The sequence below is a fragment of the Archangium sp. genome (genome assembly GCF_036277355.1).
GTDB lineage: Bacteria > Myxococcota > Myxococcia > Myxococcales > Myxococcaceae > Archangium.
Map to the genome: position 1 here is coordinate 50,458 of NZ_DASUNC010000170.1, position 25,298 is coordinate 75,755.

At 69.9% G+C, this 25,298-nt stretch carries 24 protein-coding genes; 10 read left to right on the plus strand and 14 right to left on the minus strand.

The window, feature by feature from the left end; translation table 11 throughout:
- Positions 1-28: 28 nt before the first annotated feature.
- The 6 genes from VFZ09_RS41995 (at position 29) to VFZ09_RS42020 (ending at position 7,263) form a co-directional block, all read left to right on the plus strand.
- Positions 29-748 (plus strand): glycosyltransferase family 2 protein, encoded by a 720-nt coding sequence (locus VFZ09_RS41995; RefSeq protein ID WP_329733429.1) that lies wholly within the window; start codon positions 29-31, stop codon positions 746-748.
- 122 nt (positions 749-870) lie between these two features.
- Positions 871-1,434 carry a putative ABC transporter permease gene (locus VFZ09_RS42000; protein ID WP_329733430.1) on the plus strand — a complete coding sequence of 188 codons (564 nt, stop codon included), beginning with the start codon at positions 871-873 and terminating at the stop codon, positions 1,432-1,434.
- 241 nt (positions 1,435-1,675) lie between these two features.
- Positions 1,676-2,710 (plus strand): rod shape-determining protein, encoded by a 1,035-nt coding sequence (locus VFZ09_RS42005; protein WP_043412497.1) that lies wholly within the window; start codon positions 1,676-1,678, stop codon positions 2,708-2,710.
- Between the two features lie 290 nt (positions 2,711-3,000).
- Positions 3,001-3,807: a hypothetical protein gene (locus VFZ09_RS42010; RefSeq protein ID WP_329733431.1), complete on the plus strand. Its 807-nt coding sequence runs from the start codon at positions 3,001-3,003 to the stop codon at positions 3,805-3,807.
- Entirely contained in the window at positions 3,804-5,330 is a 1,527-nt protein-coding gene (locus tag VFZ09_RS42015) for an RCC1 repeat-containing protein (RefSeq protein ID WP_329733432.1), read from the plus strand. Before VFZ09_RS42010 ends, VFZ09_RS42015 begins: the two co-directional genes overlap by 4 nt.
- Before the next feature lie 127 nt (positions 5,331-5,457).
- Positions 5,458-7,263, plus strand: coding sequence for a hypothetical protein (locus VFZ09_RS42020; protein ID WP_329733433.1), 1,806 nt, complete (start codon positions 5,458-5,460; stop codon positions 7,261-7,263).
- Between the two features lie 14 nt (positions 7,264-7,277).
- Here VFZ09_RS42020 and VFZ09_RS42025 read toward each other — a convergent pair whose 3' ends face one another.
- From VFZ09_RS42025 to VFZ09_RS42040, 4 genes are read right to left on the minus strand one after another with little or no spacing between them, the layout of a single operon-like run.
- Positions 7,278-8,435, minus strand: coding sequence for an ABC transporter permease (locus tag VFZ09_RS42025; RefSeq protein ID WP_329733434.1), 1,158 nt, complete (start codon positions 8,433-8,435; stop codon positions 7,278-7,280).
- 3 nt (positions 8,436-8,438) lie between these two features.
- The gene (locus VFZ09_RS42030; RefSeq protein ID WP_329733435.1) at positions 8,439-9,599 is read right to left on the minus strand and encodes an ABC transporter permease; all 1,161 of its coding nucleotides are present in this window, start codon (positions 9,597-9,599) and stop codon (positions 8,439-8,441) included.
- The gene (locus tag VFZ09_RS42035) at positions 9,596-10,294 is read right to left on the minus strand and encodes an ABC transporter ATP-binding protein (protein WP_329733436.1); all 699 of its coding nucleotides are present in this window, start codon (positions 10,292-10,294) and stop codon (positions 9,596-9,598) included. Before VFZ09_RS42035 ends, VFZ09_RS42030 begins: the two co-directional genes overlap by 4 nt.
- Positions 10,291-11,541, minus strand: coding sequence for an efflux RND transporter periplasmic adaptor subunit (locus tag VFZ09_RS42040; RefSeq protein ID WP_329733437.1), 1,251 nt, complete (start codon positions 11,539-11,541; stop codon positions 10,291-10,293). The genes VFZ09_RS42035 and VFZ09_RS42040 overlap by 4 nt, the downstream gene beginning before the upstream one ends.
- Before the next feature lie 179 nt (positions 11,542-11,720).
- On the opposite strand from VFZ09_RS42040, the gene VFZ09_RS42045 reads away from it, so the two are divergent.
- Positions 11,721-11,939: a DUF2171 domain-containing protein gene (locus VFZ09_RS42045; RefSeq protein ID WP_329733438.1), complete on the plus strand. Its 219-nt coding sequence runs from the start codon at positions 11,721-11,723 to the stop codon at positions 11,937-11,939.
- 24 nt (positions 11,940-11,963) lie between these two features.
- On the opposite strand, the gene VFZ09_RS42050 is transcribed toward VFZ09_RS42045, so the two are convergent.
- From VFZ09_RS42050 to VFZ09_RS42060, 3 genes are read right to left on the minus strand one after another with little or no spacing between them, the layout of a single operon-like run.
- Positions 11,964-13,316: a DUF2156 domain-containing protein gene (locus VFZ09_RS42050; protein WP_329733439.1), complete on the minus strand. Its 1,353-nt coding sequence runs from the start codon at positions 13,314-13,316 to the stop codon at positions 11,964-11,966.
- Between the two features lie 8 nt (positions 13,317-13,324).
- A complete protein-coding gene (locus VFZ09_RS42055; RefSeq protein WP_329733440.1) occupies positions 13,325-15,208 on the minus strand; it encodes a chloride channel protein in 1,884 nt (627 codons plus the stop codon).
- Positions 15,195-15,689 (minus strand): MarR family winged helix-turn-helix transcriptional regulator, encoded by a 495-nt coding sequence (locus VFZ09_RS42060; RefSeq protein ID WP_329733441.1) that lies wholly within the window; start codon positions 15,687-15,689, stop codon positions 15,195-15,197. Before VFZ09_RS42060 ends, VFZ09_RS42055 begins: the two co-directional genes overlap by 14 nt.
- 237 nt (positions 15,690-15,926) lie before the next feature.
- Between VFZ09_RS42060 and VFZ09_RS42065 the strand changes: the two genes are divergently transcribed.
- The 3 genes from VFZ09_RS42065 to VFZ09_RS42075 all read left to right on the plus strand — a co-directional run bounded on the left by VFZ09_RS42065 (position 15,927) and on the right by VFZ09_RS42075 (position 18,111).
- Positions 15,927-16,649 (plus strand): hypothetical protein, encoded by a 723-nt coding sequence (locus VFZ09_RS42065; RefSeq protein WP_329733442.1) that lies wholly within the window; start codon positions 15,927-15,929, stop codon positions 16,647-16,649.
- Positions 16,646-17,227, plus strand: a complete 582-nt coding sequence (locus VFZ09_RS42070) for a hypothetical protein (protein WP_329733443.1) — start codon at positions 16,646-16,648, stop codon at positions 17,225-17,227. The genes VFZ09_RS42065 and VFZ09_RS42070 overlap by 4 nt, the downstream gene beginning before the upstream one ends.
- A 119-nt stretch (positions 17,228-17,346) precedes the next feature.
- Positions 17,347-18,111, plus strand: a complete 765-nt coding sequence (locus tag VFZ09_RS42075; RefSeq protein WP_329733444.1) for a hypothetical protein — start codon at positions 17,347-17,349, stop codon at positions 18,109-18,111.
- On the opposite strand, the gene VFZ09_RS42080 is transcribed toward VFZ09_RS42075, so the two are convergent.
- The 7 genes from VFZ09_RS42080 to VFZ09_RS42110 form a co-directional block, all read right to left on the minus strand.
- Complete coding sequence (locus tag VFZ09_RS42080) at positions 18,086-18,769, minus strand: hypothetical protein (protein ID WP_329733445.1); 684 nt, start codon at positions 18,767-18,769, stop codon at positions 18,086-18,088. The two genes, VFZ09_RS42075 and VFZ09_RS42080, sit on opposite strands and share 26 nt — an antisense overlap.
- A gap of 38 nt (positions 18,770-18,807) precedes the next feature.
- Positions 18,808-19,461 (minus strand): hypothetical protein, encoded by a 654-nt coding sequence (locus VFZ09_RS42085; protein ID WP_329733446.1) that lies wholly within the window; start codon positions 19,459-19,461, stop codon positions 18,808-18,810.
- A gap of 165 nt (positions 19,462-19,626) precedes the next feature.
- A complete protein-coding gene (locus VFZ09_RS42090; RefSeq protein WP_329733447.1) occupies positions 19,627-20,706 on the minus strand; it encodes a mannosyltransferase family protein in 1,080 nt (359 codons plus the stop codon).
- Entirely contained in the window at positions 20,703-21,983 is a 1,281-nt protein-coding gene (locus tag VFZ09_RS42095; protein WP_329733448.1) for an MFS transporter, read from the minus strand. Before VFZ09_RS42095 ends, VFZ09_RS42090 begins: the two co-directional genes overlap by 4 nt.
- An 81-nt stretch (positions 21,984-22,064) precedes the next feature.
- Positions 22,065-22,643 carry a HutD family protein gene (locus VFZ09_RS42100; RefSeq protein WP_329733449.1) on the minus strand — a complete coding sequence of 193 codons (579 nt, stop codon included), beginning with the start codon at positions 22,641-22,643 and terminating at the stop codon, positions 22,065-22,067.
- Between the two features lie 184 nt (positions 22,644-22,827).
- Positions 22,828-23,610 (minus strand): hypothetical protein, encoded by a 783-nt coding sequence (locus tag VFZ09_RS42105; protein ID WP_329733450.1) that lies wholly within the window; start codon positions 23,608-23,610, stop codon positions 22,828-22,830.
- Positions 23,607-25,298 (minus strand): hypothetical protein (locus VFZ09_RS42110; protein WP_329733451.1); only part of this gene is annotated, 1,692 nt, incomplete at its 5' end. The genes VFZ09_RS42105 and VFZ09_RS42110, both read right to left, overlap by 4 nt.

A 25,298-nucleotide genomic window follows, 5' to 3' on the forward strand; every position in this document is an offset into this window, starting at 1 on the left:
GCGGAAATCGGGTAGAGCCCGCTCCGCCATGCTCGTCTCGGTCGTCATCCCTGTCTACAACGAGATCTCCACCCTCGCCGAACTGCTCCGCCGCGTCACCGCGGTGGACTTTCCCAAGGAGCTCGTCATCGTGGACGACTGCTCGCGCGACGGAAGCCGCGAGCTGCTCCAGCGTCTGGCCACCGAGGGCCTGTCCGTCATCGGCGGCACCCCGCGGAACCGCAACGACGTGCGCGTCCTCTTCCAGGAGAAGAACCAGGGCAAGGGCGCCGCCCTGCGCCGCGGCTTCTCCGAGTCCGCCGGGGACATCGTCATCGTCCAGGACGCGGACCTCGAGTACGACCCGCGCGAGATTCCCCGCGTCCTCCAGCCCATCATCGACGGCGACGCGGACGTCGTCTTCGGCAGCCGCTTCACCGGCACGCCCCGGCGCGTCCTCTACTTCTGGCACTCGGTGATGAACCAGCTGCTCACCATGCTCTCCAACATGACGAGCAACCTGAACCTCACCGACATGGAGACCTGCTACAAGGCCTTCCGGGCCGAGGTCATCCGCTCGGTGAACATCGAGGAGGACCGCTTCGGCATCGAGCCGGAGATCACCGCCAAGGTGGCCCGCGGCGGCTGGCGCGTCTTCGAGGTGCCCATCAGCTACCACGGGCGCACCTACGAGGAGGGCAAGAAGATTGGCTGGAAGGACGGCGTCCGCGCCCTCTACGCCATCGGCAAGTACGCCCTCAAGCGCTGAAGGTGTCCAACGGCCAACACCCGCGGGCCGTCCTCCGGGGCTGCCCCGCCCCCTTCATCGGCCGCTCCCCCGCCCCCCTGCTTCCAGGTGCTCTTCGGAGGGCCGGTCCCTAGCTTCGGGGCGTGCTACCGCGATTCCTCCTCTACGGATGTGCTGGCTGGGTGATGGAGGTGTGCTTCACCGGCATGGGCGCGGCCCTGGTGGAGCGGGACACACACGGGACGGCGAAGACGTACCTGTGGATGCACCCCATCTACGGGGCCACCGCGCTGGGGATGGAGTTCCTCCATGACCGGCTGCGCTTTTTGCCCCGGCCCGTGCGCGCGCTCGCCTACACCGTCGTCATCTTCGGCGCCGAGTTCACCACGGGCTGGCTGCTGCGCAAGGCGCTCGGCCGCTGCCCCTGGGACTACGAGAACAAGGGGTGGAGCGTGAAGGGGCTCATCCGCCTGGACTATGCCCCCTTCTGGTACGTGGCCGGCCTGCTCTTCGAGCCCGTGCGCGAGGCCTTCCTGCGCGTCACCAGCGAGGCCCTGCGCCAGACGCCCGAATACCGCCATGCCGTGGAAAATGGCGCCGTGGCCGAGCCGCACCACCTGGCCCCGGTCTCCACCGAGCAGGAGGCCGGGGAAGCGGCGGACACCTACCTCCTGGCCGGAGAGAGCGAGCGCTATACGCCCCATTGAGAGGAGGCAGGGAAGCGAGCCCCCGGATGGGGAAAACCCCCTACGCCGGACCCCTCCCCAGAGGGAAGAGGGGGGAGCGGAGGGGAAGGACAGGGGGCCCCGTGGGCCGGACGCCCTCCGGCCGGGCCCTGCACTTGACAGTTGGCTTTTCTTCCTGCTGCGGGTCGTGCGTAGTAGGTTGCCGCGCACTCACTGTCGGTGTTGGAAATGACGCCGCACCTTTGAAAGTTTCCGCCCCCGTATGTTCGACTGGCTCCACACTCTCTTTTCGCGTGACCTCGCCATCGACCTGGGCACGGCCAACACGCTCATCTACATCCGCGGACAGGGCATCGTCTCCAACGAGCCCTCCGTGGTGGCCGTCCAACAGGACGCGCGCGGCGGCAAGAAGGTGCTCGCCGTGGGCAAGGAGGCCAAGGAGATGCTCGGCCGCACGCCGGGCAACATCGTGGCCATCCGCCCGATGAAGGACGGCGTCATCGCCGACTTCGAGATCACCGCGGCGATGCTCCGCTACTTCATCCAGACGGCGCACAACCGCAAGTCGCTCGTCAGCCCGCGCATCGTCATCGGCATCCCCTCGGGCATCACCGAGGTGGAGCGCCGCGCCGTGCGCGAGGCCGCCGCCAACGCCGGTGCCCGCGAGGTCTACCTCATCGAGCAGCCCATGGCCGCGGCCATCGGCGCCGGGCTGCCCGTCACCGAGCCCAGCGGCAACATGATTGTCGACATCGGCGGTGGCACGTCCGACGTCGCGGTCATCAGCCTCGCCGGCATCGTGTTCGCCAAGAGCGTGCGCATCGGCGGCGACAAGCTGGACGAGGCGATCATCCAGTACGTCAAGCGCAAGTACAACCTGCTCATCGGCGAGCGCACGGCCGAGCTCATCAAGATGGGCATTGGAACGGCGTACCCCACCGAGGAGGTCATGACCATGGAGATCAAGGGCCGAGACCTGGTGGCGGGCGTGCCGCGCACGCTGACGGTGAGCAGCGACGAGGTGCGCGACGCGCTGAGCGAGCCGGTGAACGGCATCGTCGAGGCGGTGAAGCTGACGCTGGAGCGCACGCCGCCGGAGCTGGCCGGAGACATCGCCGACCGCGGCATCGTGCTGGCCGGTGGTGGCGCGCTCTTGAAGAACCTGGACACGCTGCTGCGCGAGGAGACGGGTCTGCCGGTGTTCCTCGCGGAGGATCCGCTGTCCGCGGTGGTGATGGGCGCGGGCAAGGCGCTGGAGTCGCTCGACATCCTCCGCCAGGTCTGCCAGCCGGGCTGAGCCGTCGCGCTCGCCCACTGTGCGTCCAGTCTCCCCCAATTTCCCCTCTCCCTCCGGGAGAGGGACGGGGTGAGGGTATCGGAGGTCCCGGGTTGGCTCGCTTGGACGCTGGTCAACACCAAGAGCACGGGCGGCGCCGTGTTTCCGACACTCCGGAAGACGGACTGACCAGTGCCGCGAGGAAGTCCGCTTCGCGTGAATGCTTTTGCGTGACGCTGGAATGAACGTAGGGCCCCCATTCGACAGGGAAGCCCATGCGTCCTGCGAGCCTTTGTCCTGAAGCCGCCAGAGTGGTGACGGGCCTCCTGGCCGTGCTCCTGCTCATGCCGTGGGGGGCACGCGCCCAGGTGTCCCCGGAGGTGCGGACCTACCTCACCTCTGTCCGAAGCCTCTACGAGAGCCTCGAGTACGAGCGGGCGTTGGAGCAGCTCTCCAGTGCCAGACGCCTGACCCGCAGCGCGGAAGAGGATGTGGCGCTCTCGCTCTACGAGGGCCTCATCCTCGCCGACATGGGGCAGAACGACGCGGCCAGCGCCGCCTTCAAGGCGGCCCTCTTCCTGAACCCGGAGGCAAAGCTGCCGGTGCGGGTGTCGCCCAAGGTGGCGCGGCGGTTCAAGAGCCTGCGCGCGCAGGTGAAGCAGACGCTGGCCTCCGGCCTCACGGAGCACGCGCCCGTGAGCCCGCGGCCCGACACGCAGCCACCGCCCACCGCGGAGAGTCCGCGGCAGGAAACCCCCGCCCCGCACGCCCCCACGGTGAACACCACCGGACAGCAGGGCCTGCGCTCCCGCGCGCTCATCCCCGCGGTCGCGGGCAGTGTGCTGCTCGCGGTGGGCGGCGTGTCCCATGGGCTCGCCCGGAACGAGCAGGCGCGGCTGCGCAACGGGGACCCGAGCCTCACCTCCTACGAGGAAGCGCGGCGGAGCATGTCGCGGGGAAAGACGTTCCAGAACGTGGGCGCCGGGCTCATCGGCGCGGGCGTGGTGGGATTGGGGCTCGCGGCGGGATTCTACGTGCTCGGAGCGCCCGAGGCGCCCATGGCGCTGAGCGTGGGCACGGACGGGACGTCGGCCTTCGTGTCCGGGAGGTGGCCATGAGGACCTGGAGGGTGGGATTCGCGGCGTTCGCGGCCGTGCTGCTCGGTGGCGCCGGCTGCATCGACTTCGAGCAGGAGGGCACCCTCTTCTGCCAGCACCATCCGGAGCGCTGCCCCGGGGGCGCGGGCACCGGGCAGAACCCGCCCACGGGCGGCGATGGCCCCACAGGCGAGGGGGAGGCGGGAGCGCCGGAGCTCATCGAGTTCTACCAGTCCGCCCCATCCGCCCTGAGCGAGGGCTCCATCACCCTGCGCATCACCGTGAGGGACGCGGGCAACGGCCCGCTCGAGTTCTCCTGGACCCCCCACGCCGGAAGGGTGGAAACGCCGGTCCACACCGCGAACACGAGCGAAATCGTCTGGAGGGCGCCCACCTGCATGCCGCACGGAAGGGTGTCCGAGGTGACGGCGTCCGTCACCAATGCCCTGCGCCGTTCCGCGTCGAAGAGGTTCGTCGTCACCACCACGCCGTGCGTGACCCTGTCCGCGGGAAACGCCTACTCGATGAGCCTGCGCTCGGACGGCACGCCCTGGGCCTGGGGAAACAACGAGTTCGGACAGTTGGGGACTGGAACGAATACACACAGCGCTACGCCCCTCCAGGTGAGCGGATTGAGCGAGCTCATGGTCATCTCGGCCGGAAACAACGCACAACATGCCATCGCGTTGGGCACCGACGGCTCCGTGTGGAGTTGGGGTGCCAACTGGTACGGACAGTTGGGGGATGGAACGACCGCTCACCGTGCCGCGCCCGTGCAGGTGAGCGGCCCGAGCACGGTGGTGGCCGTCTCGGCGGGCGGCAATTTCTCGCTGGCGATGCGCCGTGACGGCCTCGTGTGGGCCTGGGGATACAACGCCGAAGGGGAGTTGGGGGATGGGACGGCCACCCATCGCTCCACGCCCATGCCGGTGAGCGACGTGAGCGATGCGGTGATGGCCTCGGCCGGAGATCAGCACGCGCTGGCGATGAGCAGCGATGGCACCGTCTGGGCCTGGGGGCACAACACCTCGGGGCAGGTCGGGGATGGAACGCTCACCCACCGCACCACCCCCTCGAAGGTGAGCGGCTTGAGCGGGGTGGTGGCGGTCTCGGCCGGTGGCCAGCACTCGCTGGCGCTGCGCGGCGACGGCACCGTGTGGGCCTGGGGGTACAACGAAAGCGGAGCGTTGGGCGATGGGAGCACCCTCCAACGCTCCACGCCCGTCCAGGTGAGCGGGTTGAGCGGCGTGGTGGCCATCTCGGCGGGCTATCTCCACTCGCTGGCCCTGCGCCATGACGGCACGGTGTGGGCCTGGGGCAGCAATACGCTCAATCAGTTGGGGGATGGCACCGCCGAGCCCCAACGCTCCACGCCTGTCCGGGTGAGTGGGTTGAGCGACGTGGTGGCCATCTCGGCCGGAAGGAACCACTCGCTGGCGATGCACGCGGACGGCACCCTGTGGGCCTGGGGAAGGAATGCGACCGGACAATTGGGGGATGGGACCACCACCCAACGCGCCACGCCCGTCCCGGTGAGCCCTTGAAGCGGCGTGGGTACAGCTCGTCAGCGCCAGACGCCTGACACATGGCATCCGTGATATTCCACCTACATCCATGAACATATCGGACCCCCTCCACCCGGGGACTCCATACGTCCTGAGAGGAGAGCCCATGCGTTCCGCGAGCCCCTGGTCCGCCCGAGTGGTGGTGGGCCTCCTGGCCATCACCCTGCGCCATCCGCGGGTGGCACGCGGCCAGGTCTCCGCGGAGGTGCAGACCTACCTCTCCTCCATCAACCGCCTCTACGAGAGCCTTGAGTACGAGCGAGCGCTGGAGCAGGTCGCCAGCGCCAAACGCCTGACCCGTGGCATCGAGGACGACGTGGCCCTCACCCTCTATGAGGGGGTCGTCCTCGCCGACATGGGCAAGACCAGCAAGGCCAGCGCCGCGTTCACGGCGGCTCTCTACTTGAAGCCCGAGGCGAAGCTGCCCGTGCAGGTGTCCCCCAAGGTAGAGCAGCTGTTCGAGAAGCTACGTCGGCAGGTGAAACAGAAGCCGGCACCGCCCCCCGCAAAGCAGGAACCCGAGCCGCAACGGCCTGCTCCGCGCAAGCCAGTCGTGCCACGCCCACCGGAGATCGTGGAGGCCCACAAGCCGAAGCCCTCCGACATGAGGCAAGGAGCGCTCCCCCTCCGCATCACTGCACGGGATGCACAGGACAGCGAGCTTCGCTTTTCCTGGGAAGCCAACACCGGCACATTGGAGACACCTGCGAGTACCGCGACCACGAGCGAGGTCATGTGGAAGGCTCAAGGTTGTGTTCCCAAAGAGTTCACACCGACCGTGAAGGCGACGGTGACCAACGCCCAGGGTCTCTCCGTCTCGATGAACTTCACCGTTTTCGCCCTCCCGTGCATCGAACAAACAACAGGTGACCGACTCCAAGCGGCGGGAGACCGGCACTCCCTGTACGTGTGGCCGGACGGTTCGGTGTTTGCCTGGGGGAGCAACAGCCACGGGCAATTGGGGGATGGAACGACCACCGACCACTCCAGACCTGGAGCGGTAAGCATCTTGCGTGGTGTGACTACGGTTGCAGCAGGTGACAACCACTCGCTGGCAGTGAGAAATGACGGCACGGCGTGGGCCTGGGGAAACAACTGGACCGGACAACTGGGCGATGGGACCAACGCCAACCGTTCAACTCCTGTGCAAGTGACTGGGTTGAGCAAAGTGATCTCTGTCTCAGCAGGCGCCAACCACTCGTTGGCGGTGCGCGATGACGGTACGGTCTGGGCCTGGGGGAGCAACAAGTCCGGGCAATTGGGAGATGGGACCAACACCAACCAATCCACGCCCGTGCAGGTGACGGGGTTGAGTGGCGTGATCGCTGTCTCGGCTGGCTCACACCATTCGCTGGCGGTGCGCAATGACGGCACGGTGTGGGCCTGGGGAAATAACGAGTCCGCACAACTGGGGGATGGAACCAACACCAACCGCTCCACTCCCGTGCAGGTGACGGGGTTGAGTGGCATCGCCACTGTCTCAGCCGGACAGGTCCACTCATTGGCGGTGCGCAATGACGGCGCGGTGTGGGCCTGGGGGAGAAATGGGTCAGGTCAATTGGGGGACGGGACGACCACCTCCCGCCCCACGCCTGTGCAAGTGAAGGGGTTGAGCGGCGTGGCCGCTATCTCCGCCGGCCAGTTTCACTCATTGGCGATACGAAAGGACGGAACAGTCTGGGCTTGGGGAAGCAACAAGTCCGGGCAACTGGGCGATGGAACGACCACCCAGCGCTCCTCGCCCGTGCGCGTGAGCGGAATGAGTGACGTAGCCGTCGTATCGGCCGGCATGTACCACTCCCTGGCGTTACATCGGGACGGCACGGTGTGGGCCTGGGGGAGCAACAGGTCCGGGCAGCGAGGAGACGGGACAACCATCGACCTCTTCACGCCTGTGGCGGTAGTGCGCTGAGCGGTGGCGCGGGCTCACGCCCTCAACGCATCCAGGATCGACAGCCGTGAGGCCCGCAGGGCGGGCAGCAGTCCGCCCAGGGTCCCCATCAACGTCCCGAAGACGAGCGCCGCCACCACGATGCCCGGTGTCGGCGTGAAGCCGAAGCGCACCTCCGCGAACGTCTGGAAGTTGAGCGTCCTTATCTCCATCCACCGCGTGGCCAGTGCCCCCAGCGCCCCCAGCACCCCTCCCGCCGCGCCCAGCACCGCGGATTCGATGAGGATGCTCGCCAGCACGCTCCGGCGCCGGTAGCCCACCGCTCGCAGCAGCCCCAGCTCGCCGATGCGCGCCGCCACCTGCGCGTACATGGTGATCATCGCCCCCAGCACCGCGCCCACGCTGAAGATGAAGGACACGAACAGCCCCAGCACCCGGATGAACGTGGCCAGCCACGTCGCCTGCTCCGCCCAGTACTCGGGCTCCGATTTCGCCTCGAGCGTGAAGCGCGGATCATCCTTCACGTTCTTGATGAACGCATCGCGCGCCTGCTCCGAGCTCGTGCGCACCACCACCGCGCTCAGCCCCGGCCGGTCGAACGCCGGCCCCAGCCGGTTCACGTCCACCCACAGCTCGGACTCGTAGGCCCCGCCCTCGGCGGTGAACACCCCCACCACCGGCCAGCGCTCCTCGGCGAACACCAGCTCCCCTCCCAGGTGCGCTCCCGGCGAGCGGCCCACCAGCGCCTCGCCCAGGGCGATCTCGTTGGTGCCCATCCGCGGCGCCCGGCCCGCGACGAGCCGCACCGTGGGCCGGATGGCGAAGCTCTCCGGGCCGATGCCCCGCGCGTTGATGTTCGACTCCTGGCCATCCCCTCGCGGCAGCAGCACCGGCACCACCAGCTCGCCGGCCACCAGCGGCTCCCCCTCCGCCGAGGAGGCCACCTGTGGGGCGCTGCCCAGGGCGCGCAGCGCGTCCCGCTCCACGTTGCTCATCAGCTCGCTGGTGGCGCCCTCGGCCAGGAGGATGACGTTGCGCGGGTCTCCCCCCGAGGCCAGTGCGGATTCGATGCCGTTGGCCAGCATCAACACCGCGGAGAAGACGAAGACGACGAGCCCCAGGCCCAGCACGGTGAGCCCCGTGGACACCCGCCGCGCCCAGAGGCTGCGCGTGTTGTAGTAGAGGGGAATCATCGCTCAGGCCACCTTCCTCAGCCCCTCGGCCACGGGAATGCGCACCGCGCGCAACGCCGGGATGATTCCGGCCAGCAGCGACACCCCCACCGCCGCCAGCGCCCCGAGCACCAGCGTGCTCTCCCGCATGAAGTCCGCCGGAAGCCCGCCCATCTGCGAGCCCACCACCGCGACGAAACCCCGCACGAGCGGCGGCGCGATGAGCACCCCCAATCCCCCCGACGCCAGGCCGATCGCCAGCGACTCGAAGAGCACGAGCATCATCACCCGCCCTCTCTTGAACCCCATGGCCCGTAGCGTGGACAGGTCCCTCGTGCGCTCGCGCACGCTCATGGCCAGCGTGTTGCCGATGACGAGCAGGATGATGAGCAGGATGACGGTGGCCACCACCTGCACCGCGGTGATGATGGCCGACAGCATGGAGATGAAGCCCAGCGTGGCCGCGCGCTCGCTCTCCGTGCGCGTCGGGTAGGGGCTGTTGGCGAACATCGCATCCACCGCCGAGGACACCGCCGCCGAGCGCGATGGGTCCTCCACCCGGATCATGAAGGCCCCCACCCGGTCCTTGCGCTCGTCCGGCAGCTTCTCGTTGAGGCAGCGGAAGGGAAAGAAGAGTGAGTTCGTATCCAGCGTCCCCGTCCGCACGTCGTAGATGCCGCGCACGTTGAAGGTCCACTCGCCCGGGTAGATGGTGCCCTTCAGTGTCACCCGGCTCCCCGGCTTCCACCCGTAGCGCTTCGCCAGGTCCTTGCCGATCAGTGCGCCACACGGGTCCGCCTCGAAGGCCGCCACCTGCTGCGGAGCCACGACGAGCTCGTCGAAGACGCGCATGAAGGACGGCGGATCCACGAAGGCCGAGCCGAAGAAGTCGCGCTGGGACTCGCCATACCGCCCGCCGAAGAAGCCGTAGAAGGTGATGTCGTCCACCCCCGGCACCGTGGAGATGCGCGGCAGGTACGACAGCGGCAGGTCCGCCGTGATGGAGGCCTTGGCGCGCGTGAAGAGCCGGTCCGCCTGCGCCGACTCCGCGCTCGAATAGAAGAGGTCCACCACCGTGCGCAGGAAGATGAAGGCCATCACCCCCACCGCTCCCGCCAGCACCGTGAGCGCCAGCCTCAACGGGTTGCGCAGCAGATCCTTCCACACGAGCCGCCCGAACGTCATTGCAGCAGCCCCTTCTCCAGGTGCCGCACCAGGTCCGCGCGCTCGGCCGCGTGCGGATCATGCGTCACCATGACGAGCGTCTTGTGCAGCTCGTGGTGCAGCACCTCGAAGAGGTCCAACACCTGCTCGGCCGACTTGCGGTCCAGGTCTCCCGTGGGCTCGTCCGCGATGAGCAGGTCCGGATCCGTGACGATGGCCCGGGCGATCGCCACCCGCTGCTGCTCGCCTCCGGACAGCTGCGGCGGCCGGTGCCCCATGCGGTGCCCCAGGCCCACCACCTCCAGCGCGGCCGCCACGTGCTCCCGGCGCTCGGCGCGCGAGAGCGGGGTGAGCAGCAGGGGCAGCTCCACGTTCTCCGCCGCCGTGAGCACCGGCAGCAGGTTGTACAGCTGGAAGACGAAGCCCACGTGGCCCGCGCGCCAGTCCGACAGCTCCTTGTCGTTCATCCGCGCCAGGTCCTGCCCTCCCACCTCCACCACCCCCGTGGTGGGCCGGTCCAACCCCGAGATGAGGTTGAGCAGCGTGGACTTGCCCGAGCCCGAGGGGCCCATGAAGGCCTCGAAGGTCCCCGCCTCGATGTCCAGGTCCACGTTCTCCAGCACGGGCACGACGATGTCGCCCCGCCGGTAGGCCTTGGACACCCCCCGCAGCCGGATGAGGGGAGACTTCGCTTCTTGTCCCGGCGCGGTGCTCATCCGCCCTCCGTCCGCACCTTCACCTTGCGTCCCGGACGCAGCGAGCCACTCGGCGACACCACCACCTGCGTCCCCGGCGCCGGCCCCTGGGCCAGCGCCACCTCGTCCCCCACCTTCTCCGCCACCTTCACCGGCTGGCGCTTCACCTTCCCGTCCTGCACCACCCACACCACGGACTCCCCACCGTTCTGCACCACCGCCGACGCCGGCACCCGCAGCGCCGTGCCCTGCTTCGCGAGCGCCGCCCGCGACACCTCCTCCTTCAGGAAGGCCACCCGCGCCCCCATGTCCGGCAGCACCCCCGGGGGAATCTCCTCGAACGCCACGTTCACGTCCGCCGTCGCCTTGGAGCGGTCGATGGCCGGCCGCACCGAGCGCACCTTCGCGACGAACGACTGGTCCGGGTACGCATCCAGGAAGACGAGCGCCGGCTGCCCCACCTCGATGCGCGGCAGCTGCTCCTCGCTGACCTCGGCCTCCACCTCGAGCGCCCCCAGGTCCACCAACTCCACGATGCCGCCGATGTTCTCCTGCTGGAGCGCGGCGGGCGCGAGCACCGCTCCCTCGTCCGCCAGCTTGCGCACCACCGTCCCCGCGAAGGGCGCTCGCACCACCGTATGGGACAGCTGCAGCTCCGCGGCCCGCACCGCCTCCCGCGCCGCCTCCAGTTGGGCCATCGCCGCCTGCTCCTCGGCGGATGACGCACTCGCGAGCGCCTGTGCTTCCTCCAGGCTCGCCCGGGTGACGACCTGGGCCTTCGCCAACTGCTCCGCCCGCGCCAGGTCACTGCGGGCCCGTATCGCCGTGGCCCTCGCGGCGGCGAGCCGCTGGCTGGCGGCCTGCAACTCCGCACGGCTCCGGGCCGCCATCACCCGCGCATCCCGGTCATCCAGGCGGGCGAGCACCTGTCCCTTCTCCACCGCGTCGCCCTCGTCCACCGCCACCTCCACCAACCGCCCCGCCACCTGCGGCGCGATGACGGAGCGGCGGCGCGAGGACACATAGCCAGCGGCGGACAGCTCGGTCTGCTGCTCGCCGGGACGGGCCTCGCGCACTTCGGCCACGCGCACGCTGGGGGCCCGGCCCACCACCGCCATCCCCACCACGAGGGCGAGCACCACGGCCAGCCCCACCCATAGCGGCCAGCGGCGCAGGAGCTTCCGCCGTGGGTGGGCCGTGCGGTCGATCTTGAGTGAAGCCAGTCTCTGGGCCTGGGCCTCCGCCATGCGCGTCTCCCCGTGCGTCATGAGCCCTCGGGAGAGAAGGTAGGTGGCGGGCCCGGGCGTGACCCGGTGGGCTGGCCGCCCGCGCCCTCCCCCACCAGGGAGCACGGCGCTTCCTCCAGGAGGCGGTGGGAACCACGGGCCAGGACCGTTGGGAGTGTTCATCTCAAGGGACCACGGACACACGCGGACAGAGGACCAAGATGATCGACCCCGGCGACATCCACGAGGGAATGACGGTGAAGGACAGGTATGGGCGGAAGCTCGGGACGGTGTCGAACGTCGGCGACACCCACTTCGAGCTGGGACAGGGCTCGCCCGCCCGCCGGGACTACATGGTGCACTTCCACCGCGTGGAGCGCGTCCAGGGCCGGGAAGTGTTCCTCGCGTCCGCGCCCACCACCGTGCCCCCCGAGGACTGACACCTCCCGGCGCCTGCCACCTTCTCAGGCCGGCTCCAGCGTCGGGTGCCTCCGGGCCCAGAAGAGCAGCACCGCCGCCGTGGCGGGAGCCAGCACGGCCACGCCCATGACGAGCCAGTCGCCGAGCCCTCGCGCGCGAGGGAGGTTGTAGAGGAGCGCCTCCAGGAAGGTGAGGCAGGCATCTCCGGTGATGAGGGAAGCCAGCAGCAGGGCGAGCCCGGAGCGCCAGCGGCGGATGAGGGAGAAGAGCCCCACCGTCAGCCCCACGTCGAAGAGCACCCAGCCCCACTGCACGAGCGGCGAGGGGAAGCGGTGGGCATTGACCGGCAGCGCGAGCAGCACCGTCCAGGGCACCAGCAGCACCGCGAGCAGCCACACGAGCAGCAGGGGCCGGCGCAGCAGCGTGGCCACGCCGAAGCGCGTGAGGCTCCCCCGGGCGAAGGCCGTCAGCGCGTCATACAGCGGCAGCGGCGAGGCATGCCGCGAGGGCCAGGCCAGGTGGATGCGGTGCCACGCATGCGGGCGCAGCCGGGCCTTGAAGGCGCGCAGGCCCTCGAAGTCATAGAGGGGCATGCCCACCACGCGGGCCGCGCGCAGCCAGCCGTCCACCTCGCCCGCCAGGGGCGCGAGCCCCAGCGTCACGTAGCCGCGCCCCTCCGCCGCCGCCGCGCGCATCACCGCGTCCACCAGCAGCTCCGCGGTGCCGTTGGGCGCCCGCGCGTCCCGCAGCAGGTGCTGCACCAGCCAGCCATTGCGCGCGTACACCGGCACCGCCGACAGGAAGGCCACCACCTCCCCGTCCCGCTCCGCCACGAAGGAGCGCCGCTCCTCGGTCCAGGCGAACGGGGAGAGCTGCACCAGGAAGCCCATGGGCGCCATCCGCCGCGCCCTCAGCCAGCGCTCCATCAGCCCGTCCACCCCCGCCCGCACCGGGTGCGCCACGTCCTTCAGCTCGGAGGGCGTCACCTCACGCACCCGCACGCCCTTGGCCCGCGCCCGGCGCAGCTGCTCGCGCAGGCTCCGGCTCTCGCGCACGCTCAGCTCCCACCGCCTCGGGTCCCACACCGGCTGCTCGCCGATGGTCAGCCCCTTCAACGGGGCCGCGTCCAGCATGCGCTGCTCGGTGGCGAAGAAGCACAGCCGCCGGCCCGCCGCGGCCGCGTGCGCCTCGAAGCGCCGGGCCACCTCGCCCAGGCGCTCGGGCGGAGCGATGGGAGCACCCGCCACCACCCACGCCCCGCCCGTGTCCACGTACGCCACGCACGCGTCGTCCCCGTCGAACCAGTACGAGTACCCCGGCTCCAGCACCTGGAAGGACGTGGCGTTCCACCCATGGCGCTTGAGCAGCTCGAGGACCCGCGCGTGCTCCGTGTCCATGACTGCCCTCATGCCGGAGTAGGGACCCCGGGCCGCGGGCCGCCTCCAATGCCCTGCTCGTGCTGATGCGCCTCCTCCAGCCGGCGGCGGTGCGCGGCCAGCAGATCGCTCCGCGTGAGGATGCCCACCACCTTCCACGGCTCCCCGCGCTTCACCACCGGCAGCCGGCCCACGTCCTCGCGCACCATGTGGTCCGCCGCCTCGCGCAGGGTGCTGTCCTCGAAGACGACCGCCGGCGGCTTGCGGATGAGCTCCCGCACGCGCCGGCCCGCCACCCCCTCGCCCTCCAGCAGCTCGCGCCGGGTGACGACGCCCACCAGCCGCCCCACGCCGTCCACCACCGGGAAGCCCTGGTGCCGGGTGCCCGCGCCCCCCTCGGCCAGCCACGTCCGCGCCTGGGCCACGGTGTCCTCGGCCACGAGCGTCACCACCGGCCGCAGCCCGTGCGCCGCCACCAGCGTGTTGGCGAGCACGTCCGCCTCGTACTCCATGGGCACCCGCGCCCCGCGCCGCGCCAGCTTCTCCGTCATGATGGAGTGGCGCATGAGCAGCGACGAGACGAGGTACGCCGCCGCACAGCCGCCCAGCAGCGGCAACAGGCCCATGGGCTGGCGCGTCGTCTCGAAGGCGAACACCACCGAGGTCAGCAGTGCACGCGAGGCCCCGGCGAACATGGCCGCCATGCCCACCAGCGCCGCGATGCGCACGTCCACGCCCAGCCCCGGCCCCCCCCACACCGCCAGCGCCCCCAGCGCCGAGCCCACCCCGCCGCCGATGGTGAAGAGCGGCGCCAGCGTTCCGCCCGAGGTGCCGCTGCCCAGCGCGATGGACCAGGAGGTGAATTTCAACAGGCAGAAGACGAGCGCCGCCGTGCTCACCAGGCGGCCGGAGATGATGTCCTCGATGTTGGAGTACCCCACGCCCAGGGTGCGCGGCTCGAACCAGCCCACCGCGCCCACGGCGAGCGCCCCGAGCGCCGGCCACCACATCCAATGCAGGGGCAGCTTCTCGAAGGCGTCCTCGATGCGGTAGACGACCCGCGTGGCCACCACCGACGCCACGCCGACGAGCGCCCCCATGCCGATGTAGAAGGCCAGCGCGCCCCCGCCCGGCGCCGCCACGTCCGGCATGGCGAAGGCCGGTGCGCCTCCCACGAAGGCCATGCGCACCGCCGTGGCCGTGCTCGTGGCCAGCGCCACCGGGATGACCGAGCGCGGGCGGAACTCGAAGAGCAGCAGCTCGATGGCCAGCAGCACCGCGGACACGGGCGCGCCGAAGGTGGCCGCCATGCCCGCTCCCGCGCCCGCCGCCAGCAGCACCTTGCGCTCGTCCGCCGTCACCTTCAGCACCTGTCCCAGCAGCGAGCCCAGCGCCCCGCCCGTGGCGATGATGGGGCCCTCGGCGCCGAACGGCCCGCCCGTGCCGATGGACACCGCCGCCGACACCGGCTTGAGGAAGGTGATGCGCGGCGGAATCCGGCTGCGGTTGAGCAGCACCTGCTCCATGGCCTCGGGGATGCCGTGGCCCCGGATGGCCTTGGAGCCGTAGCGCGCCATCACCCCCACCACCAGCGCGCCCACCACCGGAATGACGAGCACCCACGGCCCCAGCGTGTTGTCCGCCGGAGACACCTCGTGGAAGGACAGCCGCCCGAAGAAGGCCAGGTTGGTGATGAACGCGATGAGCCTCCCAAGCACCTGCGCCACCAGCCCCGCGGCCACGGCCAGCAGGATGCACAGGGCGCTGATGAACACCAGCCGCCCGTCCACCGGCTGCGCGGACAGCGGCGCGCGCGGCTCGTTCTCCAGCGTGGGCCCCAGGGAGGGCGCCACCGGGAGGGACTCCCTGTCCCCGGTGCCCTCGGACACCGAGATGAGATCAGGCTTCTTCATGTTGTCGTTTCCCCTGGCGCCGCCGAGCGGGCGCCTCGTCCTCGAAGAAGAGCGGCGCGGCTTCCCCATCCAGCCCGAGCCCTCGCACCAGCGCGGAGAGTCCCCCGGCGAGCGCGGCCCGCTGGGCGGGCTCCAACTGGCGCAGCCCGGCGATGAGCTGCACCTGGGCCATGGGCGGCGCCGTGCGCAGCAGCTCCCGGCCCTCGGGCGTGAGCGACACCTCCACCCGCCGCCCGTCCTCCTCCGAGGGCCGGCGCGTCACCAGCCCCCGCTCGATGAGCCGGCTCACCACCACCGACACCGAGCTCTGGTGCGTCAAGGTCCGCTCGGCCAGCGCGTTGATGGAGCAGGGCCCCGCCTCGGCGAGCTGCTGCAGCACGAAGAGCTGCGCGCCACTGATGCCCACCCGCCCCTCGGACGCCCGGGCCGACACGCGCAACAAGCGCACGATGCGCCGGATGGCGTCCATGACCGTCCGCACGTCCTCCGTCTCCACCGGAGGCGTCCCCGGGCGCGCACGCCGATTTGTATGGGAACCCATATATCTTCTCGAATACGCCCCGCCGGGCCCGGCCGCAAGTCCTCCTCGTGCCATGGCCGCTCCTGGGGGAGGCGAGCGAGTCTCCCAGGACACACATCTGCACGCGGAGTGCGTGTGACAGGGCAGGCGCGGGCGCGGTACACCAGGGACTCCCTTTCCTCTCCAGGAGCGAGTGGGTTGACACCTCGAACTACCTTCTCCCGCCCGGGCCTGCTCGGGTTCGCCCTCGGGGCACTGGGCACCCTGTTGGGTTCCTCCCAGGCCCATGCCTTCAACCATGCCGGCAACGCGCGGCTGCTCGCCTCCGACGAGGCCGCCGCCATCAAGAAGCCCGTGCTCGGCCTGCAGCGCTCGGCGGTACCGCTGGCGTTCGGCTTCGCGCTGGACACCTCCGTCCTCGCCGACGCCGCGCTCGCCCCCAACCTGGGCATCCGCTGGGGCCTGGAAGCCGGGCCCCACCGCTTCGTCGTCGGCGCGCGCTACACGAAGTTCCTGGGCAGCCAGATTCTCTCGGACTTCGTCTCCTCGCAGCAGGAGGCGGTGAAGAACCTCGAAATCAACTTCGAGGGCCCCAGCGCCTACGCGCTCTACGGCCTGCAGCTGGGCCCGGTGCTGGTGCAGGGCGAGGTGCGGCACTGGCGCTACCAGACGGCCACCACCACGGCCACGGGCGCGCTGGTGGTCAACTTCGCGGGCAACTGGTCCGTGGTGGGTGAGTTCGGCGTGCGCCTCCAGGAGGGCTTCCCCCTGCGCGGCGCGGCCGGCCTGCGCTACGCGGGAGAGAACTTCGGCTTCTCGCTCGGCGCCGCCTACGTGGACGTGAACGAGCCGCTGGTGCCCGTCAACGAAGGCCGCTTCCCCATCCTCCCCACGTTGGACCTGTCCTGGACCTTCCGATGAAACGCTCCCTGCTCGCCCTGCTCTGCCCGCTGCTGCTCACCGCGTGCTCCGCCGAGCTCGCCGTGGACACGCCGCCCCAGTCGGTCGCCATCCCCATCACCTCGGTGGCCAAGGCCATCCACGTCGAGGTGGCCGTGGACATGCCCGAGGAGACGCAGAACCTCGACGTCAACGTGAAGGAGATCTCCGCCGACCTCACGGTCATCAACCCCTCCAAGACGTTCACGCTGAGGTCCACCGCGCGGCTGTCCCTCACCGGCACCGCCACGCCGGATGCGCCCAAGTTCTACAGCGACAGCACCCTGCCCTCGTACTACGACACGGCCGAGGAGCTGCTGCCCCAGCAGGACTTCGCGCCGGGCTCGAGCACGCCGGTGCACACCGATTCGCCCACGCTGCGCAACGCCATCGGCAAGGTGCGCATCTGGGTCATCGTCAGCAACACGGTGACGGACGCGGGCCTCGGCAATCCGCTGGAGCTGCCGCTGCAGCTGCAGCTGAAGGACATTGTCCTGCACGCCACGGTCTCCAAGCCCTTCGAGGGCCTGGAGGGCATGCTGGGGCCCAGCGGTCTGTAAGGGAAGTGCGAGAGCCGGGCCCGAGACCCGCCCGGACCCGGCTCTCCGCGGTGACGACAGGTGCTTTCCTAGCGCACCGGTCTGACAAGTCCCGGCGGCCCGGGTAGGCTCCGGGGACGGTGCTTCCGCTCACGTTTCCCGTCCTCGCCGCCGCCTCGTCCCTCGTCGTCGCCCAGGCCCCCGCCCCCGGAGCGGCCCAGGCGGACCTCGCCCGTGCCCGCGAGCTCGCCGGTGCCCTGCGCTACGAGGAGGCCGTCGTCGAATACCAGCGCTACCTCGGCCACCCGGACCGGCCCGCCGCCGAGCGCGCCCAGGCCCTGCTGGAGCTCGGCTTCATCCACCTGCTGCTCGAGGACACGGTGAACGCCGAGCAGCGCACCACCGAGGCCCTGGAGCTGGACGCCTGGGTGCGGCCTCCCCCCGACGCCCCGCAGAAGCAGAAGGACTTGCTGGAGCGGGTACGCGCGACGCTCGCGGCCCGGCCGAAGCTGGAGGTGCTGCCGCGCGAGGACGCGGGCCGGCCGCAGTTGGTGCGCGCCAGCCTGAAGGACCCGAGGGCCCGGGCCAACGAGGTGCTGCTGCGCCACGCTCCCGTCCCCGGAGGCCCCTACCGCGCCACGCCCATGGTGTGCCAGCAGGACACGTGCGAGGGCGAGCTGCCCGTGCCCCCCCGCGCGACGTCCTTCACGGCCTGGTACTTCGTCGAGGCGCTCGACAGCCAGGGCAACACGGTGGCGCGGGCGGCCAACCCGCTGGCGCCGCTGCAGCTCTCGGTCATCGAGCAGAAGGCCTGGTACGAGAGCCCGTGGGTCTACGCGGGCGGCGCGGCGCTGGTGGTGGGCGCGGCCACGGTCTTCTTCATCGCGTCCGACCCGAGGAAGTAGGCCGCCGGGGCGCGGGGAGCGCGAGCGAGCGGTACACCTTCGACTCGGAGAAGGTGGGGATGCCGGTGGGGCGCTGGCTCCACCAGTTCATCACCAGCGTCACGCGCAGGCGCGAGGTGCCCGGCAGCTTCCCGTTGGGAATCTGGTTGTGGGCATCCAGCACGCCGTGGGTGAGATCTCCCCGGAAGTAGACGAAGCGGTTGGGCCGGGGCGCCGCCAGGTCGAAGGCATCCGTGTCGGGAGCGAGGGACGGGTTGTCCTCACAGGGCAGGGCCTTGGTCACCGCGAGCGCACCGCCGCGGACGCTGTTCATGAAGAGCAGGGAGGTGAAGCGCGGGTGGACGAGCGGGCCGCCGCGCAGGGCGAGCTTCTCGTCCCGGTCCTGGTGGAAGTCCACCTGCACGTCGGTGGTGCGCATGCGGGAGAACCACCACTCGACGCCCGCGAGGCCCCGGCGCAGGGGCACGCGCGGACGCAGGGAGAGGATGACCTGCTCGACGATGTTGGTGGGCTCGCCGAGGTCGAACCAGAAGGTGGTCTGGTACGTCTGACGGAGACGCTCGGTGCCGAGGGCGCGGATCTTGCGCCACAGGCGGGAGAAGTCCGCGTCGGGCAGGGCGTGGTCCTGGATGTGGACGAGGGGAGCACGGGGCGGCATGGCGCGACTCTATGCCAGCCCGGGCCGCCCTCGCCGTCTCAGCGCACTTCGAGCGCCTTCAGGTTCCGTTGCAGTCCGGAGATCATCAGGAGCAGCGCATCATTGTTGCGGTCGATCCGATCATGCATCTGCCGGATTCCGAGCTGCAGTTCCGTCCGGGCGGACTCGACTTCCGAGCCCAGGTCCTTCCGAGCCTGCTGGACCTCCTCACGGTACTGCTGGACCTCCTGACGAAGCTGTTTGGCCTCGTCACGCGTGCCCGTGAACTCGAGCCCCAGACGTTGCAGCCAGTCATACTGCTTGTCCATCCGGCCTTCCATCTGGTCCATCCGGCCTTCCATCTGGCCCATCCGGCCTTCCATCTGGCCCATGCGGCCTTCCATCTGGCCCATCCGGCCTTCCAACTGGTCCATCCGGCCTTCCAGCTTGTCCATCCGGCCTTCCAGCTTGTCCACCCGAGCTTCCAACCGGTCCATCCGGTCTCGCAGCTCCTTCACCTCAGCGCGCAGTTCCTTCACTTCCGCGCGCAGCTCATTCACCTCCGTGCGCAGTTGCTTCACCTCCCCGCGCAGCTCATTCACCTCCGCGCGCAGCTCCGTCACCTGCCCACTCAGGACCTTCACCTGCTCGCTCAGGCCCTGGACGGCCTGCAGCACCTGACCCAACACGTCACCACCCACCGACTCGGCCATTGAGACGACCTCCTCGCCCTCCGGGCGTTCCGTGAGCCCGAACCCTCTCGTGCCCACGACTCGAAAGGTAACATCTCCCCCTGACAGTGCCCAGTCTTTTTCTAACCTCTCAAGTAGGGCCACCTGCCCTACCTTTCGGGAGATTCGTGGGTCCCCGTGCTCGCGTCAGTACGCCCAGACGCCAATCACGAAGCCGTGCGTCACCCGGTGGTTGAGCCACAGCGTGAGGAGGGCCACGGTCCAGCGCAGCAGGGCCGGCCGGGAGGCCACCCAATCACCCAGCCAGAACAACATGGGGAAGAGCACCGCGCCGAAGCGGAACGCGTTGTGGAAGTCGCCCTGCGGCAGCATCACCGCCACCGACAGCACCCCGTAGAGGAACAGCGGCCGGCTCCGGCGGAACAACGCCACCGAGGCCACCAGCACCAGCGCGCAGAGGATGCCTCGCAGGAGCGGCCACCCGCGCGCCACCTGCCAGGGATTGCCGTACCAGAGCGTGCGCAGTGCTTCCCACGCGGAGCCGGCATGGCTCCAACTCTCCTGGGCATGCAGGTGCGCGAGGGGGTCTCCCGAGGAGAGCCACTCGAACACCATCAACCCGCCGTACGCCGCGAGCGACAGGGCGCCGAGGCCCGCGAACCGGACGAGCTTCCGTCCCGGCTCCGCCCGCTCCGCCAGCAGCAGGGCCGCCACCACCGCCACGAACACGCCCTGGTTGCGCGTCAGCACGCACAGCCCCGCGAACAGCGCCGTCCACCCGAACCGGCCCGTCCAGGCCGAGGCGAGCGCACCGAAGGACAGCAGCAGGAACAGCGCCTCCGTGTGGTGCGAGTGCAGGGCGAAGCTGGCCGGGCTGAAGAGGAAGAAGAACCACCCCCACACGGTGCGGGGCGCGAGCGGGGACGCCGTCTCCCGCGACGCATCCCACCGCCCCACCCAGACGACGAAGGCCAGCAGCAGGGCCGTGGACAGCACACACCCCAGAACCTGCGGCGGCACCGCGCCCCCGAGCAGCGCGTACACGGGCCGCACCACCGCCAGGGGATAGAGCGGCAGGAACGCCCACAGCGGCGAGACATAGCCCTGCGTGACGAGGGTGTCGTAGTGGGCCGAGTCCCAGCGCTCGAGCCCCTGGAGCAACGGAAAGCCCCGGTGGAACGCGGTCCACGCCCACAGGACGAAGTGGTGCACCAGCATGAGCGCGGAGAGCCCCAGCGCGACCCGGAGCCCCGGACGCGGGCTCACGACGGACTGCTCGCGGCCTCGGGCTCGGCGTCCCCGGGCAGGGGCTGACGGGCCGCGTCCTCCAGGTGGTCCACCCGCCGCAGCTCGGGGAAGGCCCAGGCCCACAGCGCCACCACCACCAGCGTCCCCACCGCACCCGCAACCACCGCGGGCACCGCGCCCACGTGCTCGGCGAAGGCTCCCGCGCGGAACTCGCCCAGCTCGTTGGAGGCGCCCACGCACATCATGTTCACCGCGCCCACGCGGCCCCGCATCTCATCCGGCGTGGCCATCAGCTCCAGCGTGCTGCGCACCACCACGCTCACCATGTCCGCGGCCCCCGCCACCGCCAGCGCCAGCACGGACAGCGGCAACGAGCGGCTCACCCCGAAGACGAGCGTGGCCGCGCCGAAGACAGCCACCGAGACGAACATCTTCCACCCGGCCCGGCCTCCCAGCGGACGCACGGCGAGCACCACCGCCACGAGCGCCGCGCCCACCGCCGACGCACTGCGCAGCAGCCCCAGGCCCCACGGCCCGGTGTGCAGCACGTCTTTCGCGTACATGGGCAGCAGCGCCACCGCTCCGCCCAGCAGCACCGCGAACAGGTCCAGGGTGATGCTGCCCAACAACAGCCGCTGCCGGCGCACGAAGCGGAACCCCGCCAGGAGCGTGGACACGGAGAACGCCTCGGTGGAGGCGCGGCCCGTCCTCACCTTCAGGGAGAGGATCCACACCACGGTGAGCGCGCACAGGGCGGCCGAGCCGATATAGGAGCCCGTGGCGCCCGCCCACGCGTAGAGGACACCGCCCACGGCGGGGCCGGCGATGGTGGCCACCTGCCACGTGGTGGAGTTGACGGCGATGGCGCGCGAGAGGTCCTCGGTGGGCACCAGGTGGGCGGTGATGGCCGAGCCCGCGGGCGAGTAGAAGGCGCGCGCGGTGCCGAAGAGCACCAGCACCCCGTAGACGAAGCGCACGTCCTGGATGTGGCCCAGCGAGAAGGTGAGCAGCAACAGGCTGCACAGCAGCATGACGCCCTGGCACACCGCGAGGATGAGGCGCCGGTCCACGCGGTCCGCCACCTGTCCGCCGATGAGGCTGAAGGCGAGGAAGGGCAGGAACTGCGCCAGCCCCGTGTAGCCCAGGGCCAGGGCGCTGCCCGTCAGCTCGTACACCTGCCAGCCGATGGCCACCGATTCGATCTGCACGGCGAGCACCGCGCACAGGCGTGCCAGCTGGTAGAGGCGGAAGTCGCGGTGGCGGAAGACGGACGGAGCGGCGGCTGGAGAAGACATGCTGGAGGGCGGCTCTAACGCACCCCCCGCGCTCCCGCCAGCAACACCGTGAGCAGGCGGACTGGGGAGCGGAAGGTCCGCTCATGGAGCGGGCGGGCGCCGTTCCAGGTGGATGGCGGCCACGGTGGCTCCCTCGTCGCTCCGCAGCATCAGCAGCCCGGGCTCCTCCAGCCAGAGCGTCTCGTCCCGGGCCAGCGGCTCTCCGGGGAGCGTCGCCCGGCCCTCCAGGACGTGGAGCAACACGGTCCCGGTGCCCGAGAGCGTCCGGGTTTGCCCCGGGGCCAGCCGCACCACCTCGAGCGAACCGTGCGCCAGGGCCCGGTCCACCATGAGGTTGAAGTCCCGCACCGGCCCGCCGAGCAACCGGCACTGGATTGCCGCCTCGCCCGGAAACTCGAACGGCCGCAGGCGCTGGTCGAGCACCACCTCGCGCGTCCCATCGACGGTCAGCGACACTCCCGCGCCCTCGAGGATCATCAGGGTCCGATCCACGCCCGGGAACACGGAGAAGGGCCCGGAGGCCCCCACGGTGGCGATCGACACGCGCGCCAGGAAGCGGGCCGGGTCGGAGGGATGTGGCAGCTTCCACAGCTCGCGCGTCACCCCACCCCCGTTCTTCCAGGGCATGTCGCGGTAGTCGTCGGGTCCGAGTCGTCTCATCCCCATTCTCCCTGGGCCAGTCCCGGCATGGGCCGACAGGCTGGAGGGTTGCAGGCGCACTCCTCCTGAGCCCACCTCTTGGTCAGGGTGCGCGGCAAGCGCAGTCGCTTCGTCTCCTCCACCATGTTGGCCCTCTTTTCCCTCATCCAGCGTGCTCGGTAACAAGAAGCCGCCCCGGCGCCCGTCATTCATTCCGGAACCACTCCGCCGGAATACCCAACGCCGCGAGAATCCGCTCTGGTGCACGCTCTCCCTTGATTTCGCCAACAACCCGAAGCCGCGGAAACTCATCAGGCGGCTGGGCGAACTCTTCAATGCCCTCACCCCCTCGCCTCACGGTCACAAAAAACTCGTCCAGGTCCGGCGAGGCCATCACCGCGTACACGGTCGCGTGGGGAATCCGTTCCGACACGGTGATGTCGGCGAACCCTATATTGCCGGTGCTGCTGGAAATGAGGAGCCCTCGCGGCGTGTCCTCAAGCCGGTAGTGTCCGGGAGGAAATGGGTCGTCGGCCTCCTCCAGAACGCGGTGCGCCTCCTGTGCACTGACTCTTTCCACCAATGCGGCTTTGCGCAGAGGTTTGATTGGATGTGAATTCGAACGTTTCTCGAGGCCTGGCAGCGGACACCCGAGGAACTTCGCCAGGGATTCTGGCTCCTCCTCCAGGACATCCGGAGTGCCCTTCCTCCATGACATGACGGTCCAGGGGTCGTTGGCGCGCTCAATCGAGTAAACGGGCTCATCACATTCGAGCGAAAGTTCCTTGGCGATTTGAATCTCGGCACCTACGTCAATGGGGTTTGTCCCCACGAGCGCGTGGTAGCGGCCACTTCCAAGGCTCATCTCAAAGGGCGGCCCTTCGTCGCCCTCCTCACCTTTTTCCAAACACAATGCATCGTAGGCACGGCTCTCCAGCCATGCCGGCTCACCTGAAGCCAGGACCGCCCAGAGAGGCCACCGGCTCATGGCGCACCTCCAGACAAGTCCTCCGGCAGATTCAGTGCCGCACGCAACTGCTTCGCCGTTCCCAGTATTCGAGCTTCCTCCACCTCGATCACCTGCGTCCCTCGCGCGTTATTTCGTAGGAAGTCTGTTAGCTTTTCCTTGGTCGGTCCACTCAGCTTGTCGGTAACGACGAGGAACGGCTTGCCGCGAGGTGCGTTGGCCGCATCCGCGAGTTGGTCGAGCAGGTGCTGGAGTTGCTTGGCGAGCACCTCCTGCCGTTTGTTGAGCGTGGCGCCCCCCTCTCGGGACAGCCAGGCGTTAAGCGCCATGCGCCACCTGTCTTTGTTCCAGCCCTTTGCTTCCACTCCATGTTGAAGCCGCAAGCCGAGCATCGCCGTTATCTCATTGTCGATGACGTGCCCCCCTTTCAATGGCACCTGCCGCCCCGTGAGCCGGAAGCCCGGGAAGAGCTTCTGAGCATTGTGCTCTGTCAGCATCTCCACTGTGATGCCTCGGAGTTGCTCACGCGCCCGCCGTTGCACTGCCAGGTTCCACGGTTCCGCAGCCGCCTGCTGGAACAGTTTCCAAGCCGTCTTCTCGTTCCTGCCCATGAAGTTGAGGGACTCGAGGTTCAGCCCCGTCGAGCGCAACCACCCCAGGTCCACGCTGCTTCGACGCGCTTTCCTCGCCAGTTCTGCCACTGCTTCGGCTTCCAGTTCCGGGTGACTGACGAGCCACTCCGCCTCCTTCAGGAAGGCAAGCGGGTCCTTCAGGCTTGGCGCTCCAGAGTAGTGCAGCAATCCCGGTAGTGTCGCTTTCGCCGCACCGCGCGCGGAGGAGCGCAGCGATTCCACGGCGGCGAGGTAGGCCTGGGCCTTGTCGGCCGGCAGCGCCGCCGCGCGCCGCGCCACCGCACCGTAGGCGAGCGCCATCTCCTGGCTCTCCGCCGCCAGCAGTTTCAGCGCCTCCAGTGTCTTCTCGGCCTCCTGGGCCGCGAGCCCCGCGCCGCGAATGCCGCCCAGGGCCCGCGCAGCGGCCATCTCCCCGCGGATGGCGAAGAAGGCCTGCTTGAAGGCCTCGGCGCCGCCAGGCAGGGCGAGCCGCAGTCCGTCCGGTGTCGCAACGGCCTTGCCCTCGGCGAGCATCCGCTCCAGCGTCTTCACCAGCGCCTGGGCGGACTCCACCGACTCGCGCAGTCCGCTCGAGGCCCGGGCGCCCGCCGCGCTCAACGCCAGCCGGCCCCGGTTCACCAGCTCGCGTCCGATGCCCGAGGTGGCCAGCTTGTGGATGTCCCTGCCGGCCAGCGCCACCAGGGCCAGCTCATGCACCGCGAGGAAGGCCCGTCCCTCGGGCGTCCGTGACAGCTCGTCCCGGTACGTGTCCACCCCAGCCAGTACCGCCACCAGGGACATGCGTCCCACGAACAGGCGCACCGCCGCGGTGCGCGCCCCCGCCAGCGTGCCGCCCTGCGCGGCGGAGGCTGGCACGCCTGTCCACAGCGGTGCCGTCGTCAGGGAGGACACGGCGCCGTACACCATGTGCAACTCGCTGACGCGGCTCACCGCCGGCCAGATGAGCGAGGTGTCCGGCGTGGAGGCGAGCAGGGCCAGCTCCATGGCCGTCATCAGGTGCGTGCGAGGCCGCGGCCCATGGACTTCCACCCGGACCCACTCCAGCGGGTGCAGGGCGCGGCTGCGGGGCAGCTCGTC

Bases quoted from the DNA above. Each gene is read 5' to 3' on its own strand.
- VFZ09_RS42040 (WP_329733437.1), bottom strand. From the start codon at position 11,541: ATGACGCACGGGGAGACGCGCATGGCGGAGGCCCAGGCCCAGAGACTG.
- VFZ09_RS42005 (WP_043412497.1), top strand. From the start codon at position 1,676: ATGTTCGACTGGCTCCACACTCTCTTTTCGCGTGACCTCGCCATCGAC.
- VFZ09_RS42085 (WP_329733446.1), bottom strand. From the start codon at position 19,461: ATGGCCGAGTCGGTGGGTGGTGACGTGTTGGGTCAGGTGCTGCAGGCC.
- VFZ09_RS42055 (WP_329733440.1), bottom strand. From the start codon at position 15,208: ATGAAGAAGCCTGATCTCATCTCGGTGTCCGAGGGCACCGGGGACAGG.
- VFZ09_RS42070 (WP_329733443.1), top strand. From the start codon at position 16,646: ATGAAACGCTCCCTGCTCGCCCTGCTCTGCCCGCTGCTGCTCACCGCG.
- VFZ09_RS42045 (WP_329733438.1), top strand. From the start codon at position 11,721: ATGATCGACCCCGGCGACATCCACGAGGGAATGACGGTGAAGGACAGG.
- VFZ09_RS42035 (WP_329733436.1), bottom strand. From the start codon at position 10,294: ATGAGCACCGCGCCGGGACAAGAAGCGAAGTCTCCCCTCATCCGGCTG.
- VFZ09_RS42050 (WP_329733439.1), bottom strand. From the start codon at position 13,316: ATGGACACGGAGCACGCGCGGGTCCTCGAGCTGCTCAAGCGCCATGGG.
- VFZ09_RS42030 (WP_329733435.1), bottom strand. From the start codon at position 9,599: ATGACGTTCGGGCGGCTCGTGTGGAAGGATCTGCTGCGCAACCCGTTG.
- VFZ09_RS42100 (WP_329733449.1), bottom strand. From the start codon at position 22,643: ATGAGACGACTCGGACCCGACGACTACCGCGACATGCCCTGGAAGAAC.
- VFZ09_RS42080 (WP_329733445.1), bottom strand. From the start codon at position 18,769: ATGCCGCCCCGTGCTCCCCTCGTCCACATCCAGGACCACGCCCTGCCC.
- VFZ09_RS42025 (WP_329733434.1), bottom strand. From the start codon at position 8,435: ATGATTCCCCTCTACTACAACACGCGCAGCCTCTGGGCGCGGCGGGTG.
- VFZ09_RS42015 (WP_329733432.1), top strand. From the start codon at position 3,804: ATGAGGACCTGGAGGGTGGGATTCGCGGCGTTCGCGGCCGTGCTGCTC.
- VFZ09_RS42020 (WP_329733433.1), top strand. From the start codon at position 5,458: ATGCGTTCCGCGAGCCCCTGGTCCGCCCGAGTGGTGGTGGGCCTCCTG.
- VFZ09_RS42105 (WP_329733450.1), bottom strand. From the start codon at position 23,610: ATGAGCCGGTGGCCTCTCTGGGCGGTCCTGGCTTCAGGTGAGCCGGCA.
- VFZ09_RS41995 (WP_329733429.1), top strand. From the start codon at position 29: ATGCTCGTCTCGGTCGTCATCCCTGTCTACAACGAGATCTCCACCCTC.
- VFZ09_RS42095 (WP_329733448.1), bottom strand. From the start codon at position 21,983: ATGTCTTCTCCAGCCGCCGCTCCGTCCGTCTTCCGCCACCGCGACTTC.